The sequence below is a fragment of the Streptomyces sp. NBC_00620 genome, assembly GCF_026341825.1.
Taxonomy (GTDB): domain Bacteria; phylum Actinomycetota; class Actinomycetes; order Streptomycetales; family Streptomycetaceae; genus Streptomyces.
In genome coordinates this window covers 1,350,008-1,365,066 of record NZ_JAPENY010000001.1, presented here as the reverse complement: position 1 = coordinate 1,365,066, position 15,059 = coordinate 1,350,008, and the positions used below count along the sequence as shown (strand labels likewise).

At 71.3% G+C, this 15,059-nt stretch carries 17 protein-coding genes; 14 read left to right on the top strand and 3 right to left on the bottom strand.

Features of this window, described 5'->3' with window-relative positions; all coding sequences use genetic code 11:
• Positions 1-100 precede the first annotated feature (100 nt).
• From OG246_RS06265 to OG246_RS06255, 3 genes are all read left to right on the top strand, one after another.
• Positions 101-1,306 carry a sensor histidine kinase gene (locus OG246_RS06265; protein ID WP_266457027.1) on the top strand — a complete coding sequence of 402 codons (1,206 nt, stop codon included), beginning with the start codon at positions 101-103 and terminating at the stop codon, positions 1,304-1,306.
• Between the two features lie 66 nt (positions 1,307-1,372).
• Positions 1,373-2,044, top strand: coding sequence for a response regulator transcription factor (locus tag OG246_RS06260; RefSeq protein ID WP_266457024.1), 672 nt, complete (start codon positions 1,373-1,375; stop codon positions 2,042-2,044).
• Between the two features lie 58 nt (positions 2,045-2,102).
• The gene (locus tag OG246_RS06255; RefSeq protein WP_266457021.1) at positions 2,103-2,735 is read left to right on the top strand and encodes an AAA family ATPase; all 633 of its coding nucleotides are present in this window, start codon (positions 2,103-2,105) and stop codon (positions 2,733-2,735) included.
• Between the two features lie 104 nt (positions 2,736-2,839).
• Here the strand turns inward: OG246_RS06255 and OG246_RS06250 are convergent, their stop codons facing one another.
• Positions 2,840-3,946: a DUF5937 family protein gene (locus OG246_RS06250; protein WP_266457019.1), complete on the bottom strand. Its 1,107-nt coding sequence runs from the start codon at positions 3,944-3,946 to the stop codon at positions 2,840-2,842.
• A 158-nt stretch (positions 3,947-4,104) separates the two neighbouring features.
• Between OG246_RS06250 and OG246_RS06245 the strand changes: the two genes are divergently transcribed.
• Entirely contained in the window at positions 4,105-4,308 is a 204-nt protein-coding gene (locus OG246_RS06245) for a hypothetical protein (protein WP_266457016.1), read from the top strand.
• A 19-nt stretch (positions 4,309-4,327) separates the two neighbouring features.
• Here the strand turns inward: OG246_RS06245 and OG246_RS06240 are convergent, their stop codons facing one another.
• Positions 4,328-5,524: a low specificity L-threonine aldolase gene (locus tag OG246_RS06240; protein ID WP_266457013.1), complete on the bottom strand. Its 1,197-nt coding sequence runs from the start codon at positions 5,522-5,524 to the stop codon at positions 4,328-4,330.
• A 185-nt stretch (positions 5,525-5,709) separates the two neighbouring features.
• Here OG246_RS06240 and OG246_RS06235 point away from each other — a divergent pair, with 185 nt between their 5' ends.
• The 10 genes from OG246_RS06235 to OG246_RS06190 all read left to right on the top strand — a co-directional run bounded on the left by OG246_RS06235 (position 5,710) and on the right by OG246_RS06190 (position 14,008).
• The gene (locus OG246_RS06235) at positions 5,710-6,642 is read left to right on the top strand and encodes a Rossmann-like and DUF2520 domain-containing protein (protein WP_266457010.1); all 933 of its coding nucleotides are present in this window, start codon (positions 5,710-5,712) and stop codon (positions 6,640-6,642) included.
• Positions 6,639-7,631, top strand: coding sequence for a pantoate--beta-alanine ligase (panC, locus tag OG246_RS06230; RefSeq protein WP_266457007.1), 993 nt, complete (start codon positions 6,639-6,641; stop codon positions 7,629-7,631). The genes OG246_RS06235 and panC overlap by 4 nt, the downstream gene beginning before the upstream one ends.
• The gene (locus OG246_RS06225; protein WP_266457002.1) at positions 7,628-9,406 is read left to right on the top strand and encodes an L-aspartate oxidase; all 1,779 of its coding nucleotides are present in this window, start codon (positions 7,628-7,630) and stop codon (positions 9,404-9,406) included. Before panC ends, OG246_RS06225 begins: the two co-directional genes overlap by 4 nt.
• 5 nt (positions 9,407-9,411) lie before the next feature.
• Positions 9,412-10,404, top strand: a complete 993-nt coding sequence (gene nadC, locus OG246_RS06220) for a carboxylating nicotinate-nucleotide diphosphorylase (protein WP_266463908.1) — start codon at positions 9,412-9,414, stop codon at positions 10,402-10,404.
• Between the two features lie 5 nt (positions 10,405-10,409).
• Positions 10,410-11,207: a type III pantothenate kinase gene (locus OG246_RS06215; protein ID WP_266456992.1), complete on the top strand. Its 798-nt coding sequence runs from the start codon at positions 10,410-10,412 to the stop codon at positions 11,205-11,207.
• A 335-nt stretch (positions 11,208-11,542) separates the two neighbouring features.
• A complete protein-coding gene (locus OG246_RS06210; RefSeq protein WP_266463904.1) occupies positions 11,543-12,142 on the top strand; it encodes a hypothetical protein in 600 nt (199 codons plus the stop codon).
• Between the two features lie 14 nt (positions 12,143-12,156).
• Positions 12,157-12,336, top strand: coding sequence for a hypothetical protein (locus OG246_RS06205; RefSeq protein ID WP_266456989.1), 180 nt, complete (start codon positions 12,157-12,159; stop codon positions 12,334-12,336).
• Between the two features lie 136 nt (positions 12,337-12,472).
• Entirely contained in the window at positions 12,473-12,865 is a 393-nt protein-coding gene (locus tag OG246_RS06200) for a BlaI/MecI/CopY family transcriptional regulator (RefSeq protein WP_266456986.1), read from the top strand.
• A 9-nt stretch (positions 12,866-12,874) separates the two neighbouring features.
• Complete coding sequence (locus tag OG246_RS06195) at positions 12,875-13,444, top strand: amino-acid N-acetyltransferase (protein ID WP_266456983.1); 570 nt, start codon at positions 12,875-12,877, stop codon at positions 13,442-13,444.
• 228 nt (positions 13,445-13,672) lie between these two features.
• A complete protein-coding gene (locus OG246_RS06190; protein ID WP_266456980.1) occupies positions 13,673-14,008 on the top strand; it encodes an Lsr2 family protein in 336 nt (111 codons plus the stop codon).
• Here the strand turns inward: OG246_RS06190 and OG246_RS06185 are convergent.
• Positions 13,987-14,715: an SCO3374 family protein gene (locus OG246_RS06185; RefSeq protein ID WP_266456975.1), complete on the bottom strand. Its 729-nt coding sequence runs from the start codon at positions 14,713-14,715 to the stop codon at positions 13,987-13,989. The genes OG246_RS06190 and OG246_RS06185 overlap by 22 nt on opposite strands.
• Positions 14,716-15,059: the final 344 nt, after the last annotated feature.

Sequence of the window (15,059 nt, the reverse complement as noted above, 5' to 3'; positions counted from 1 at the left end):
ACGGAGAAGCGGGCCTCCACCTTGGGGAGTACGCGCGGCGGCCAGGGATCGATCCTCCGGTTGACCCCTGCACACTGCACGCTTCCCTACGCTGGGTTACGTGCAGCGCCTCTATGACTTTCTCCGCAGGCACCCGACATGGGTCGACAGCTTCTGGGCCGTCGTCCTGCTCGGGATCACCGGCGTGAGTCTCAGCAGTGTCACCGGGGGCCAGGAGAACCACGGGTCGTCCGCCGTGGCTCTCCCGATCGCCGTCGTCCTGTGCCTGGTCGTCGCGCTGCGCCGCCGGATGCCCGAGAAGATGCTGCTGCTGGCCGGCCTGATGGGCGTCGTGCAGCTGATCGTCGACGTCGAGGTGATTCCCGCCGACTTCGCGATGATGGTGATCATCTACACCGTCGCCGCGGACGGCGCCCGCTGGGCCTCCCGCCTGGGGCTGATCGGCGGCCTGTGCGCGGGAACCCTCTCGCAGATCCGCTGGCCCCAGACGGAGACGAGCGCACTGGGCGTCGTCCTGATAGCCGTCTTCCAGACGGTGCCTTTCGCGCTCGCCTGGGTGCTCGGCGACTCCATCCGCACCCGTCGCGCCTACCTCGCCCAGCTCGAGGAGCGCGCCGCCCGGCTGGAGAAGGAGCGCGAGGCGCAGTCCAAGGTCGCCGTCGCCGCCGAGCGCGCCCGGATCGCCCGCGAACTGCACGACGTCGTCGCGCACAACGTCTCGGTGATGGTGGTCCAGGCCGACGGCGCCGCCTACGTCATGGACACCGCCCCCGAGCAGGCCAGGAAGGCCCTGGAGACCATCTCGGGAACCGGCCGCCAGGCCCTCGCCGAGATGCGCCGCCTGCTCGGCGTACTGCGCACCGGCGAGCACCAGGAGGTCGGCGAGTACGTGCCGCAGCCCGACGTGGAGCAGCTCGCCGACCTCATCGAGCAGTGCCGCACCTCGGGCCTCCCCGTCGACTTCAAGGTGGAGGGCACCCCGCGCCCCCTCCCCAGCGGCGTGGAACTCACGGCCTACCGCATCGTGCAGGAGGCGCTCACCAACACGCGCAAGCACGGGGGCCCGAACACGGGCGCCAGCGTGCGCCTGGTCTACTTCGACGACGGCCTCGGACTCCTCGTCGAGGACGACGGCAAGGGCGCGCCCCACGAGCTGTACGAGGAGGGGGGCGCCGACGGACAGGGACACGGTCTGATCGGTATGCGCGAGCGCGTTGGCATGGTGGGCGGCACCCTGGACGCGGGGCCGCGTCCGGGCGGAGGCTTCCGCATCAGCGCCCTGCTCCCCCTCAAGCCCGCTCACTGACACCTGTCACGCTCCCTTTAGTGACCCCCCTTTTTTTGACTTAGACGGAAACGGAAGAGGCCCCCGATGGCGATCCGAGTGATGCTCGTCGACGACCAGGTGCTGCTGCGCACCGGTTTCCGGATGGTGCTCGACGCCCAGCCGGACATGGAGGTCGTGGCCGAGGCGGGCGACGGCGTGGAGGCCCTTCAGGTGCTGCGTGCGACCGAGGTCGACGTCGTGCTGATGGACGTACGCATGCCGAAGCTGGACGGCGTCGAGACGACCCGCCGCATCTGCTCGGACCCCAACCCGCCCAAGGTGCTGATCCTCACCACCTTCGACCTCGACGAGTACGCCTTCTCCGGGCTGAAGGCCGGCGCCTCCGGCTTCATGCTCAAGGACGTGCCGCCCGCCGAACTCCTCACCGCCATCCGCTCCGTGCACAGCGGCGACGCCGTGGTCGCGCCCTCCACCACCCGGCGCCTGCTCGACCGGTTCGCGCCGCTGCTGCCGCACGCCGGCCAGGAGCCCCAGCACAAGGAGCTGGAGCGGCTCACCGGCCGCGAGCGCGAGGTCATGATCCTGGTCGCGCAGGGCCTTTCCAACGGGGAGATCGCGGCCCGCCTCGTGCTCTCCGAGGCGACCGTGAAGACGCACGTGGGCCGCATTCTGACGAAGCTGGGGCTGCGCGACCGGGTCCAGGTGGTCGTCCTCGCCTACGAGACGGGACTGGTGCGGGCGGGCGGGCACGGCTGACGGTGTGGACGCCGGGGGGCGTGACCGGCGCGTGACCGGCGCCCACTAGGGTCTGCGCATGCTCCTGTGGATCAACGGCCCCTTCGGGGGCGGCAAGACACAGACCGCACACGAGATCCAGCGACGGCTGCCCGGCAGCGTCGTCTGCGACCCGGAACACGCCGGTTTCGGTCTGCGCCGCATGCTGCCGCCCGAACTACGCGGTGACTTCCAGGACTTGAGGTCCTGGCGGCAGGGTGTGGTCGAGGTGCTCGACCTCGCCCTCAGCAAGCAGGACGGTGTCGTGATCGCCCCCATGACGGTCACGAACCCCCTCTACTTCGAGGAGACCGTCGGGCGGCTGCGCGAACTGGGCCACGACGTACGCCACTTCGCGCTCCTCGCCGAACGCGAGACCGTACTGAAGCGGCTGCGCGAGCGCGGCTTCGGGCACCTCCTCCAGTACGTCGCCCGCAAGGACGCCCCGCTGCGCCGCGAGAGTTGGGCCGTGCAGCAGCTCGACCACTGCCTGGAGCGGCTGCGCGAGCCGGAGTTCGCCGAACACCTGTGGACCGACCACACGACGGTCGCCAAGACGGCGGACCGGATCGCGGTCCTGGCGGGCCTCACCCTCACACCGAACCGGGACGGGGTGCTGCGGGGGCGGCTGCGCCGGGCGTGGACGAGCGCGCGGCACATCAGGTTCGACTGAGGCGGAGTGGCTGGGGGGGCGACAGCGCCCCATAGGGGCGCGGGGAACTGCGCGACCAGCCACGACGGACCCGCAGACGAAGCACCGCAACTCCAGCGGAGCGCTCAGCGCAGGATCCCCTCCAGGAAGTCGCTCCCCAGCCGGGCCACGACAGTGACGTCCAGTTGGTGCAGTACATACCGGCCCCGGCGCCGCGTGGTGATCAAGCCCGCCTTCTTGAGCACGCTCAGATGCCGGGATATCTCGGGAGCGCTCATCCCGTGCACCTGCGCCAGCTCGCCCGTGGTGTACGCGCTGCGGGCCAGGTGACGGCAGATCCGCATCCGGACCGGGTGGGACAGCGCGGTCATCCGCAGGGTCAGCTGCTCGACCGAGGGCGGGGCGGCGAGCTCGGGCGAGCTGATCGGGTAGTGCAGCACCGGCTGCCACCGGTATCGGTGCAGCACCAGCAGATGCGGCCAGCCGAGACTGGTGGGCACGAGCAGGAGGCCGCCGTCCGCGGTGACCGTGCGGCCCTCGGACAGTTTGTCGACGGTGAGCCGCCCGGCCGCCTCGTCCAGCGCCAGCGCGGGGGACACGGAGGCCAGCGCCGCGGCCAGGTTCTTGTGCCGGAGCAGGTCCGTCTTGTGTCGGGCGTCCGCCGCGAGCTGGTGGCGCAGGCGGGACCAGGCCTCGGCGAAGAATGCCTCGTCGCAGTCCTCCAGGAACCGCCTCAGCCAGGCCCTGACGCTCGGTGGATCGTCGAGCAGCCGCATGGTGAACTGCACCTGCTGCGGCCCGCGCGAGGCGGCCAGGTCCACCGCGCGGCGGCGCACCTCCGGGTCGGAGAGCGCGTCGGGTCCGTGCGAGTCGTACGCCAGCGCACACGTGAACTCCAGGGCGGCGTCCACGAACTGCTCGTCCGTCAGCTTGTCCAGCAGATCCAGGTCCTCGGCGAGCGTCGCGCCCGGCAGCGTGGTCCCGCCCGGAATCCCCGCGGCGGGCAGGAACAGGTCCGAGAACGTCGTCCGCCACAGGAATTCCGCCTCGCACATCCGGTCCGCGAGATCGGGCTCGAGCCGTGCGGTCACCCCCGTCGCCCAGCCCTGCAGCCCGGGATGGTGCCCCGGCTCGGACAGGGCGTGCAGCGCCATCCCGAGCTCGGCCAGCGGCGACGGCACGACGGCGATGTCCTCCCGCCGCAGCCCGGTGATGTCGATGTGCACGCTCATGACCTCATGGTGCACCCGGCCACTGACAACGCCGTCGTCGATTGACCACGCCCGTCAATCGAGGCGACGTACGGCGTGAGCAGGCGCAGGCTGGGATGACCGGGGCACACCGCGCGGGGCCTACGGATCCCATTCCCCGTCCCGAGAGGCGATCCGCCATGAGCATCACCCAGCAGTACCTCCTCGACACCTACCGGGCCCGGCAGCACGGCGAGCCCGCCCCTCCGGCACCGGGCACGCACGACTGGCAGGCCGTACGCGAACTGCGCGACTACCGGCGGTTCCGCGCGGTCGTGGCGGAGCGCCCGGCCCACGGCCGGATACGAGAAGCCCTGGGCCGGTGGCTGCACGCCGGCTGCTGACCCGCGGCGGGGGAGGCGGTCAGTGGGGCAACCGCTCCACGAAGTCCCGTACGGCCGCCTTGACGTCCTCCGCCGTCCACTCCAGGCCGGGCGCCGCCACCGTGACCTCGGTGTAGGCGAGCCCCGGGCCGCCACGCACCCAGCCCTGCGCGAACAGGCCGGTCTTCGTCTCCTCGGTCTGCCGCAGCCCCGTGTCCCCGAGGACGTCGGGGTCGTACGGCAGCCAGATCTGGAACTGGTGGGTGTGCGGTACCTCGGGGTGGACGCGTACCCAGGGGACCCCGGCCTCCGTGAACCCCTCGTGCAGGGCGGCGGCGACCACGCGCGCGTGGGCCACGTATTCCGGCAGCCGGGGCAGCTCCCGCTCCAGGCCGATGAGCGCCGCCAGGACGGTCGGGAACTGCTGGAGGACCATGCCGCCGTACCGGTGCCGCCAGGTCTTCGCCTCGTCGATCAGTGTCTGCGGGCCCGCGACCGCCGCTCCGCCGAACCCGCCGAGCGACTTGTAGAACGACACGTAGACGCTGTCCGCGAGGCCCGCGATCTCGTCCAGGGGGCGGCCGAAGTGCGTGGTGCACTCCCAGAGCCGGGCCCCGTCGAAGTGCACCACCGCGTCACGTTCCCGCGCGGCTTCGACGGACTCGGAAAGCTCCTCCCAGGAGGGCAGCAGGAAACCGGCGTCCCTGAGCGGCAGTTCGAGCATCAGCGCGCCGAAGGGCTCCGGGAGGTCGCTTATCTCCTCGGCGGTAGGCAGCCGGGGTTCGTCCGTCACATGGACCGGGCGCAGGCCGCTGACCTGGCTGAACGCATGCCGCTCATGGACCTCTGGATGGCCGAGCGGATGCATCGCGACGGTCGGGTTCCCGGTGCGGCCCGCCCAGCAGCGCAGGGCGATCTGCTGGGCCATGGTGCCGGTGGGGAAGAAGACGGCGGCCTCCTTGCCGAGCAGGCCCGCGACCCGCTCCTCCAGGGTCTCCACCAGCCGGTCGCCGTACATGTCGACCGGCTGGTCGAGGTCGTACACGCCCTCGGCCCCGTCGTTCAGCCACGCCAGCCGGTCGCGGACCGTGTTCTGGTAGCTGGGGCGCCACAGCACCCTCCGCGCCGCCCGCCAGGCGGCAACGCGCCGCTCCCGCTTCCGCTGGTCCGTCTCGTCCGTCTCGGCCGAGGTCTGCTCGGCCGCCTCTTCAACCGCTTCTTCCGCCGTATCGCTCATCCCTGGATGATGCCGCGTGCCCGTTCGCTGTGGCACCCCGGTTTCCGCGCCCCCGCGACCTGCGGAAACCCACAGCCTGTGGACAACGAAAACGGCCCTGGAACCAATCGCGTTAACATGACGAGAAATCGTTCGGTACATCGTCCGGTACCCAGAGCGGACTGGAACGGGAAGGCCGCCGTCGAGTGAGTACATTCCAACAGCCGGATCCCAGGGACCGCCCCGCGCGGCTCACCGTCGGCGTCGTCGGCGCGGGCCGGGTGGGCCCCGCCCTCGCCGCGGCTCTCCAGCTCGCCGGACACCGCCCGGTGGCCGTCTCCGGCGTCTCCGACGCCTCCGTACGGCGGGCCGCGCAGCTGCTGCCCGACGTGCCGCTGATGACCCCGGCCCAGGTCATGGAGCGCTCGGATCTGGTGCTGCTGACCGTCCCGGACGACGCCCTGCCGGGCCTCGTGGAGGGGCTCGCCGAGACCGGGGCCGTGCGCCCCGGGCAGCTGCTCGTGCACACCTCGGGACGGTACGGCGCGCGCGTGCTCGACCCGGCGCTCAGGGCGGGCGCGCTGCCGCTCGCGCTGCACCCCGCGATGACGTTCACCGGCACCGCCGTGGACGTACAGCGGCTCGTCGGATGCTCCTTCGGAGTCACCGCGCCCCAGGAGCTGCGGCTCGCCGCCGAGGCCCTGGTGATCGAGATGGGCGGCGAACCCGAGTGGATCGCCGAGGAGAACCGGCCGCTCTACCACGCGGCCCTCGCGCTCGGCGCCAACCACCTGGTGACCCTGGTCGCCGAGTCCATGGAACTGCTGCGCGCCGCGGGCGTGGAGGCCCCCGACCGGATGCTGGGCCCGCTCCTCGGCGCCGCCCTGGACAACGCCCTCAGGTCGGGCGACGCGGCCCTCACCGGGCCCGTCGCGCGCGGGGACGCGGGCACGGTCGCCGCGCACGTCGCGGAGCTGCGCAAGCACGCCCCCGGTACCGTCGCCGGCTACCTCGCGATGGCCCGCGCGACCGCCGACCGCGCGCTCGCGCACGGGCTGCTCAAGCCGGAACTCGCCGAGGACCTCCTGGGCGTACTCGCCAACGGCGCGGCCCTGCCGGACGACGGGAGCGACCGATGACCACCGCCCTCCTGCGCACCGCCGACGAGCTGCACGCGCGCGTACGGAACGGCCGCCGAGCCGTCGTCATGACGATGGGCGCCCTGCACGAGGGCCACGCCACGCTGATCCGCACGGCCCGCGAGATCGCCGGGGACCAGGGCGAAGTGGTCGTCACCGTCTTCGTGAACCCCCTCCAGTTCGGCAAGGGCGAGGACCTCGACCGCTACCCGCGCACCCTCGACGCCGACCTCAAGATCGCCGAGGAGGCGGGCGCGGACGCCGTGTTCGCCCCCTCCGTGGACGAGGTCTACCCGGGCGGCGAACCCCAGGTCCGCATCAGTGCGGGCCCCATGGGCGGGCGCCTCGAAGGAGCCACCCGCCCCGGGCACTTCGACGGCATGCTCACCGTCGTCGCCAAGCTGCTGCACCTCACCCGGCCCGACGTGGCGCTGTTCGGGCAGAAGGACGCCCAGCAGCTGGCGCTGATCCGGCGCATGGCGCGCGACCTGAACTTCGGCGTGGAGATCGTCGGCGTACCCACCGTCCGCGAGGAGGACGGGCTCGCCCTCTCCAGCCGCAACCGCTACCTCTCGCCCCAGGAGCGGCGCACCGCGCTCGCCCTCTCGCGGGCACTGTTCGCCGGCCGCGACCGGCACGCCGCCCAGGAGGCCCTGCGCGCCCGTGCCCGCGAAGTACCCGCCACGCGTGCGCGTGCCGAGGCCCTCAGCGCGATCGGCGAGTCCCGCGCGGCGGCCGACGCGCACGCGGTCGCGAAGTCCGTCCCTGGCGGTCCCGCCGGCGTCCGCGCCGCGGCCCGGCTCGTCCTCGACGAGGCGGCGCGCCTGCAGCCGCCGCTGGCCCTGGACTACCTGGCACTGGTCGATCCGTCCGACTTCACCGAGGTCGGCGAGGACTTCACCGGCGAGGCGGTCCTCGCCGTCGCCGCCCGGGTCGGGACGACCCGCCTGATCGACAACATCCCCCTCATCTTCGGAGCCGCCCCGTGACCGGCAAAGGCACAGGTACGGGTACAGGTGCAGGTACGAGCACCGGTACCGGCATACGACTGCACGCCCCGGCCCCCGGCTGGGCCCTCACCGCCGACGTCGTGGTCGTCGGCTCCGGCGTCGCGGGCCTGACCGCCGCACTCCGCTGCGAGGCCGCAGGGCTGCGGACCGTCGTCGTCACCAAGGCCCGCCTGGACGACGGCTCCACGCGCTGGGCGCAGGGCGGCATCGCCGCGGCCCTCGGCGAGGGCGACACCCCCGAGCAGCACCTCGACGACACCCTGGTGGCGGGCGCGGGCCTGTGCGACGAGGAGGCCGTACGCATCCTCGTCACCGAGGGCCCCGACGCCGTACGCCGCCTCATCGCGACCGGCGCCCACTTCGACGAGTCCGCCGCGGGCGACCTGGAGCTCACCCGCGAGGGCGGTCACCACCGCCGCCGTATCGCGCACGCCGGCGGCGACGCGACCGGCGCCGAGATCTCCCGGGCGCTCGTCGAGGCGGTACGCGCGCGTGGCCTGCGTACGGTCGAGAACGCGCTCGTCCTGGACCTCCTCACGGACGCCGACGGCCGCACCGCGGGCGTGACCCTGCACGTCATGGGAGAGGGCCAGCACGACGGCGTGGGCGCCGTGCACGCCCCCACCGTGGTCCTCGCGACCGGCGGCATGGGCCAGGTCTTCTCGGCGACCACCAACCCGTCCGTGTCGACGGGGGACGGCGTGGCGCTGGCCCTGCGCGCCGGTGCCGAAGTCTCCGACCTCGAATTCGTGCAGTTCCACCCGACGGTGCTCTTCCTGGGCGCGGACGCGGAGGGCCAGCAGCCGCTCGTCTCCGAGGCGGTACGCGGCGAGGGCGCCCACCTGGTCGACGCGGACGGCGTGCGCTTCATGGTGGGCCAGCACGAACTGGCCGAGCTGGCGCCCCGGGACATCGTCGCCAAGGGCATCATGCGCCGCATGCAGGAGCAGGACGCCGAGCACATGTTCCTCGACGCCCGGCACTTCGGCACCGACATGTGGGAGCACCGCTTCCCGACGATCCTGGCCGCCTGCCGCGCCCACGGCATCGACCCGGTGACCGAGCCCGTGCCGGTGGCCCCGGCCGCCCACTACGCCTCCGGAGGCGTCCGCACGGACGCCCGGGGCCGCACCACGGTGCCGGGCCTCTACGCGTGCGGCGAGGTCGCCTGCACCGGCGTGCACGGCGCGAACCGGCTCGCCTCCAACTCCCTCCTGGAGGGCCTGGTCTACGCCGAGCGCATCGCGGCGGACATAGCGAGCCGCCACGAGGAGAACCGCCTCCACGCGCGCGTGCCCGAACCGGTCCCGCACCCCGAGAAGCCCGCCCACCCGCTGCTCGCCCCGGAGGCCCGGTTCGCGATCCAGCGGATCATGACGGACGGCGCGGGCGTCCTGCGCTCGGCCGCGTCCCTCGCCACCGCTGCCGAGCGGCTCCAGCGGCTGCACACCGACGCCCGCGACGCCCTCGACGAGAACGGCAAGACCGCCGAGCCCGGCGTCGACACCTGGGAGGCCACCAACCTCCTGTGCGTGGCCCGGGTCCTCGTCACCGCCGCCCATCTCCGCGAGGAGACCCGCGGCTGCCACTGGCGCGAGGACCACGCCGACCGGGACGACACGGACTGGCGCCGCCACATCGTCGTACGGCTGAATCCCGACCGGACGCTCGCCGTACACACCACAGACACCGCAGACTTCCCCCCGACCCGGCAGAACCGCCAGGACCGTCAGCCCCGTCCCCAGGAGCAGTGACCGAAGTGAGCACCCCCGACCTTCCCCTCGTCCAGAGCGGCGGCTGCGGCGACGGCTGCGGCTGCGGCGCCGACGCGGACGAGACCTACCTGGAGTGCGGCCTCGACCCCGCGCTCGCCCAGCTCCTCGCCGAGTCGGGACTCGACCCCCTGGAGGTCGAGGACATCGCGAACGTGGCCATCCAGGAGGACCTCGACCACGGCGTGGACGTGACGACCGTGGCGACCGTCCCCGAGGACGCCGTCTCCAGCGCCGACTTCACCGCCCGCGACGCCGGTGTGGTCGCGGGCCTGCGGGTGGCCGAGGCGGTCATCTCCGTGGTCTGCACGGACGAGTTCTCGGTCGAGCGGCACGTCGAGGACGGCGACCGGGTGGAGGCGGGCCAGAAGCTCCTGACCGTCACCACGCTCACCCGTGACCTCCTGACGGCCGAGCGCAGCGCGTTGAACCTCCTGTGCCGCCTGTCCGGCATCGCGACCGCCACGCGCGCGTGGGCGGACGCTCTGGAGGGCACCAAGGCCCGCGTGCGGGACACCCGCAAGACGACGCCGGGCCTGCGCTCCCTGGAGAAGTTCGCGGTGCGCTGCGGCGGTGGCGTCAACCACCGCATGTCCCTCTCGGACGCGGCACTCGTCAAGGACAACCACGTGGTCGCGGCGGGCGGCGTCGCACAGGCCTTCAAGGCCGTACGCGAGGCCTTCCCGGACGTGCCGATCGAGGTCGAGGTCGACACCCTGCACCAGCTCCGCGAGGTCCTGGACTCGGGCGCCGACCTGATCCTTCTGGACAACTTCACCCCCGTCGAGTGCGAGGAGGCCGTCGCGCTCGTCGGCGGTCGCGCGCTCCTGGAGGCCTCCGGCCGCCTCACCCTGGGCAACGCCGAGGCGTATGCCAAGACCGGCGTCGACTTCCTGGCGGTGGGCGCACTCACGCACTCCTCGCCGATCCTGGACATCGGCCTGGACCTGCGCGAGGCCTCGACGGACGAGGCGGCGTAGGACCCATGCTGCTCACGATCGACGTCGGCAACACACACACCGTCCTCGGCCTCTTCGACGGGGAGGAGATCGTCGAGCACTGGCGCATCTCCACGGACGCCCGCCGCACCGCCGACGAGCTCGCCGTGCTCCTCCAGGGCCTGATGGGCATGCACCCGCTGCTCGGCGAGGAACTCGGCGACGGCATCGACGGCATCGCCATCTGTTCCACGGTCCCGTCCGTCCTGCACGAGCTGCGCGAGGTGACGCGCCGCTACTACGGAGACGTGCCCGCCGTGCTGGTCGAACCCGGCATCAAGACCGGCGTCCCGATCCTGATGGACAACCCCAAGGAGGTCGGCGCCGACCGCATCATCAACGCGGTGGCGGCGGTCGAGCTCTACGGGGGCCCGGCGATCGTCGTGGACTTCGGTACGGCGACGACGTTCGACGCGGTGTCCGCGCGCGGCGAGTATGCGGGTGGTGTGATCGCTCCGGGCATCGAGATCTCGGTCGAGGCCCTCGGCGTCAAGGGCGCTCAGCTCCGCAAGATCGAGATCGCCCGCCCGCGGACCGTCATCGGCAAGAACACCGTCGAGGCCATGCAGTCGGGCATCATCTACGGCTTCGCCGGCCAGGTCGACGGTGTCGTCAACCGCATGGCCCGCGAACTCGCCGACGATCCCGACGACGTCACCGTCATCGCCACGGGCGGCCTGGCGCCGATGGTGCTCGGCGAGGCGTCGGTCATCGACGAGCACGAGCCGTGGCTGACGCTGATCGGGCTGCGGCTGGTGTACGAGCGGAACGTGTCGCGTACGTAGTGCCTGCGGCTGAGCCGCTGTCGGGTTTTTCGCCCCCTCCGCCCCTGCCCGTCCCGTTCCTGGGGGCTGCCGCCCCCAGACCCCCGCATCGCGCTGACGCGCTCGTCCTCAAACGCCGGACGGGCTGAAACGGCCGCCCCCGCGGGTGGGTGGGGGATCGGGATGGGCGCCGCCTCGTCCTCAAACGCCGGACGGGCGGAAAGATTTCCCCCGGCCCGGGCTGAAGACTGCAGCCCCGGCCAGGGGAGGCGCGCCGCACCCACGCCTTATGCGCGTTTTGTCTGATTAGCGCGTATCGTCGCCGCATGCCCACGCCATACGGATCCCGCGGCGGCATGGCGTTCGGTGCGGAGGAGCTGCGTGTGCTCCGTCGCGCTCTCGCCCTCGCCCTTCACCCCAGCCCCGTCTCGGCCGAGGACCTCCAGGACTGCCTCCGACTCGCAGAGTCCGTCGACGAGGCGGCCCGCGAGGGAGCCAGGCTCCGGGCCTTCCTGGTGGCCGACCTCGCCCGCTACCGGGCCGCGCTGCCCGGCACAGCGGCCGGCTACCTCCTGCTCCTGGAGGAGGCGCTCGGCAACGGCTACCGCCCGAACCCCGACGATCTTGCCGCGCTCCGGGCCCTGCGCGGCAACCCCGCCGCGGCCACCCTCCTGGACCGCTGCCGCACGCTGGCCGAGCAGGACGTACGCGCCCGCCTGTCCGTCCGCGCCGTCCCGCCGTCCCGCACCCGCCTCCTCGCCCTCCCCGGCGGCCTGGCCTCGGAGGAGGGCGCCAAGAAGCCCGCGGACAAACCGGCCGGCCAGCCACAGCCACGGCCCCCGGCCAAGACCCCGCACCCGGAGAGCCCCATCCCCACCCCGGGCGAGGTCTTCCCCCCGAAGCGCAAACCCGCACCACCACCGGCGAACCCCCCTCAACAGCTCGCGGCCGGGTAGCTACTCTGGGGGGCATGGACTATGTCTCCGCGCTCGTGCCCCCCGTAGTGATGGCCGCGTTCTTCATCGGGCTGATCGTGACGATCGTGAAGAGCCAGGGCGGGGCCAACAAGGCCAAGGAGGACGGGGTCGTCGACGCCGCCCTCGCGCGTGCGGAGAGCGCCCGCCAGACCTCCCGGGACACCGAGAACTGAGCACCCGGCCCACACCGGGACAACTCATCGGCGTACGACTCATACGTTTTTCGAGTCGTACGCCCTTTTTGTTGCCGATCTCCCACTATTGTTCTGAGCTGTGCCTCGCCCATTGGGAGAACTCGAAGACTCGGTCATGACGCGGGTGTGGAAGTGGAACCGCCCGGTGACCGTTCGAGAAGTCCTGGAAGACCTTCAGCAGGAACGGTCCATCGCCTACACCACGGTGATGACCGTTTTGGACAATCTCCATCAGAAGGGCTGGGTGCGCCGCGAAGCCGAAGGCCGGGCCTATCGATATGAGGCGGTCTCCACACGGGCCGCCTACGCGGCCGCGTTGATGAACGACGCCTGGTCGCAGAGCGACAACCCGGCGGCCGCTCTCGTCGCGTTCTTCGGCATGATGAGCGAGGAACAGCGACATGCGCTGCGCGACGCCGTACGTATGGTGCAAGGACCGGAAACGCCGGAGGCGGAGAAGTCGCCCGGCGAGAACCCCGGCTCCGAGCGGGACGACAGCGGGCGATAGCGTCCGCTCATGCCAGCAGAGCATCCCGCGGAGCTTCCGGCGAAGCCTCCGTCAGAACATCCCGTAGCCGCCTCAAAAGCCATCACCGTCCGGCGGGCCAGGACCAGCGATGTCGCGGCCGTGCGCCGGCTCCTTGACGCGAACGTCCGGCGCCGCATCCTGCTCGACAAAGCGACGGTGACGCTTTACGAGGACATCCAGGAGTTCTGGGTCGCGGAACGGGACGACAACGCCGAGGTCGTCGGCTGCGGTGCGCTGCACGTGATGTGGGAAGACCTCGCGGAAGTCCGCACTCTCGCCGTGAACCCCGCGGTCAAGGGCGCCGGTGTCGGTCATCAGTTGCTGGAGAAGTTGCTGCAGACCGCCCGCTGGCTCGGCGTTCGTCGCGTTTTCTGTCTGACCTTCGAAGTGGACTTCTTCGCGAAGCACGGCTTCGTGGAGATCGGCGAGACACCCGTTGACACCGATGTCTACGCCGAGCTACTGCGCTCCTATGACGAGGGCGTGGCGGAGTTCCTCGGTCTCGAACGAGTGAAACCGAACACCTTGGGCAACAGCCGGATGCTTCTGCATCTGTGATCGCCGACAACTATTCCGGTTTGAACGCCCTGCCCAGGTTCCCTATGTCCGAAACGCGCACGTTTCCGGTCTACCACTGCCCTGTCGGTCTCCTCCAGGGGTTTGTGTTTTTCCAGCAAAAGCGGTTTGCTTTCCGACGTACTGCAGTACTGCATATAACAGGGGCCGTGAAACAGCGGCAGACGCTGTAGTCCCTCGGCCCTGAAGTTATCGATGAAAGGAAATCCGGTGGCACAGAAGGTTCAGGTCCTTCTTGTCGACGACCTCGACGGTGGCGAGGCCGACGAGACCGTGACGTTCGCGTTGGACGGCAAGACGTACGAAATCGATCTCACGACCGCCAATGCGGACAAGCTCCGTGGCCTTCTCGACCCCTACGTGAAGGGTGGCCGCCGTACCGGAGGCCGCGCTTCGGGGGCACGCGGAAAGGCCCGCGTCGCTTCCGGTGGCAGCCAGGACACCGCGCAGATCCGCGCGTGGGCGAAGGAGAACGGCTTCGAGGTCAATGACCGTGGCCGAGTTCCCGCGACCATTCGTGAGGCCTACGAGAAGGCCAACGGCTGAGCGCACGCGCGCCGAAGCCGTACCCGGTGGCATTGCGTCGCCAACGTGTCGACGAGTCGTACGAGGTCGGGGGCGCCCCCAACGCCCCCCACGGCCGGCCATGCCGGCAGCGCCGAAAATGCCGACAGTGTCGGCAGCGAGGGTTCGACCTCGCAGCCAGGCTCGGGGGGCCGCAGCCAGACAGCGGCCCCCTGTGGACTGGCCTCTTGTGTGCCGGGCCCCCGTGGACCGGCCTCTTTCATGTCCGGCCCCCATGAATCGGCCTCTTGCGCACCGGGCCTCTGTGAACAACCCGGACCCGGTGAATCCCCCGGCATTCCCGGCGGTCGAACAGCAGGTGGCGGTGGAGCCTCGATGCTCCCGCCCGCGCCGATCGCCCTGAGATCCAGCGTGAGGGCCCCCCACTCCAGCCAGTCGAGCAGCCCCGGCAGCTCGTCCGCGCTCCCCGCGGCCACCAGGAACCGCATCCGCTCCCCACGCGTGCGGCGCCCTCCGTGCAGCGCCACCGGAGACCCGGGGCCCAGGTGCCGCAGCGCCGCGTACCCCGCCTCCGCCGGCACGTCCAGGACGTCGAAGCGCAGGCCGGTGGCGAGTCGTACCGGTGCTCCGGGCACTGTCGCCCAGCCCAGTTCGTTCTCGTACCACTGCTGCACCGCATCGCTCGGATCGTCGAGCGGCCGACGGGGGAGGGGGACGGTGTGAACCATGCCAGGAGCAACCGCCGGAAAGGCTCCGGAGTTACGCTGGGTGTTCCGGTGAACGCACAGAGTGCGGGAAAAAGGGGCGTGCGGGGGTGATCGGCGGCGCAAGGGTGTTCGCCCGTAGCGGAGGGAACCGGCGTGCGTGGCATGGAGTGTCAGTGCGTACGGGTAAGACATCCCTAGTGGGAGGGGCGACACGCATGGCTCGGGCATCTCACGTTCGCCATCGGCGTACAGCTGGAGAGAGTATCTGCCTGGCCTGCGGGAACATCGTCTCGCACCATCAGGTTGGAGCAGATGTCGGCGTTCGGGGTCAGGAGGCCAAGGACGGTGTCGGCAGTTGGAATGAG

Excerpts from the sequence above, each read along its gene's own strand:
- panC (WP_266457007.1), top strand. The coding sequence starts at position 6,639 with ATGACCACCGCCCTCCTGCGCACCGCCGACGAGCTGCACGCGCGCGTA.
- OG246_RS06195 (WP_266456983.1), top strand. The coding sequence starts at position 12,875 with ATGCCAGCAGAGCATCCCGCGGAGCTTCCGGCGAAGCCTCCGTCAGAA.
- OG246_RS06205 (WP_266456989.1), top strand. The coding sequence starts at position 12,157 with ATGGACTATGTCTCCGCGCTCGTGCCCCCCGTAGTGATGGCCGCGTTC.
- OG246_RS06215 (WP_266456992.1), top strand. The coding sequence starts at position 10,410 with ATGCTGCTCACGATCGACGTCGGCAACACACACACCGTCCTCGGCCTC.
- OG246_RS06255 (WP_266457021.1), top strand. The coding sequence starts at position 2,103 with ATGCTCCTGTGGATCAACGGCCCCTTCGGGGGCGGCAAGACACAGACC.
- OG246_RS06200 (WP_266456986.1), top strand. The coding sequence starts at position 12,473 with ATGACGCGGGTGTGGAAGTGGAACCGCCCGGTGACCGTTCGAGAAGTC.
- OG246_RS06245 (WP_266457016.1), top strand. The coding sequence starts at position 4,105 with ATGAGCATCACCCAGCAGTACCTCCTCGACACCTACCGGGCCCGGCAG.
- OG246_RS06210 (WP_266463904.1), top strand. The coding sequence starts at position 11,543 with ATGGCGTTCGGTGCGGAGGAGCTGCGTGTGCTCCGTCGCGCTCTCGCC.
- OG246_RS06260 (WP_266457024.1), top strand. The coding sequence starts at position 1,373 with ATGGCGATCCGAGTGATGCTCGTCGACGACCAGGTGCTGCTGCGCACC.
- OG246_RS06240 (WP_266457013.1), bottom strand. The coding sequence starts at position 5,524 with ATGAGCGATACGGCGGAAGAAGCGGTTGAAGAGGCGGCCGAGCAGACC.
- OG246_RS06250 (WP_266457019.1), bottom strand. The coding sequence starts at position 3,946 with ATGAGCGTGCACATCGACATCACCGGGCTGCGGCGGGAGGACATCGCC.
- OG246_RS06185 (WP_266456975.1), bottom strand. The coding sequence starts at position 14,715 with ATGGTTCACACCGTCCCCCTCCCCCGTCGGCCGCTCGACGATCCGAGC.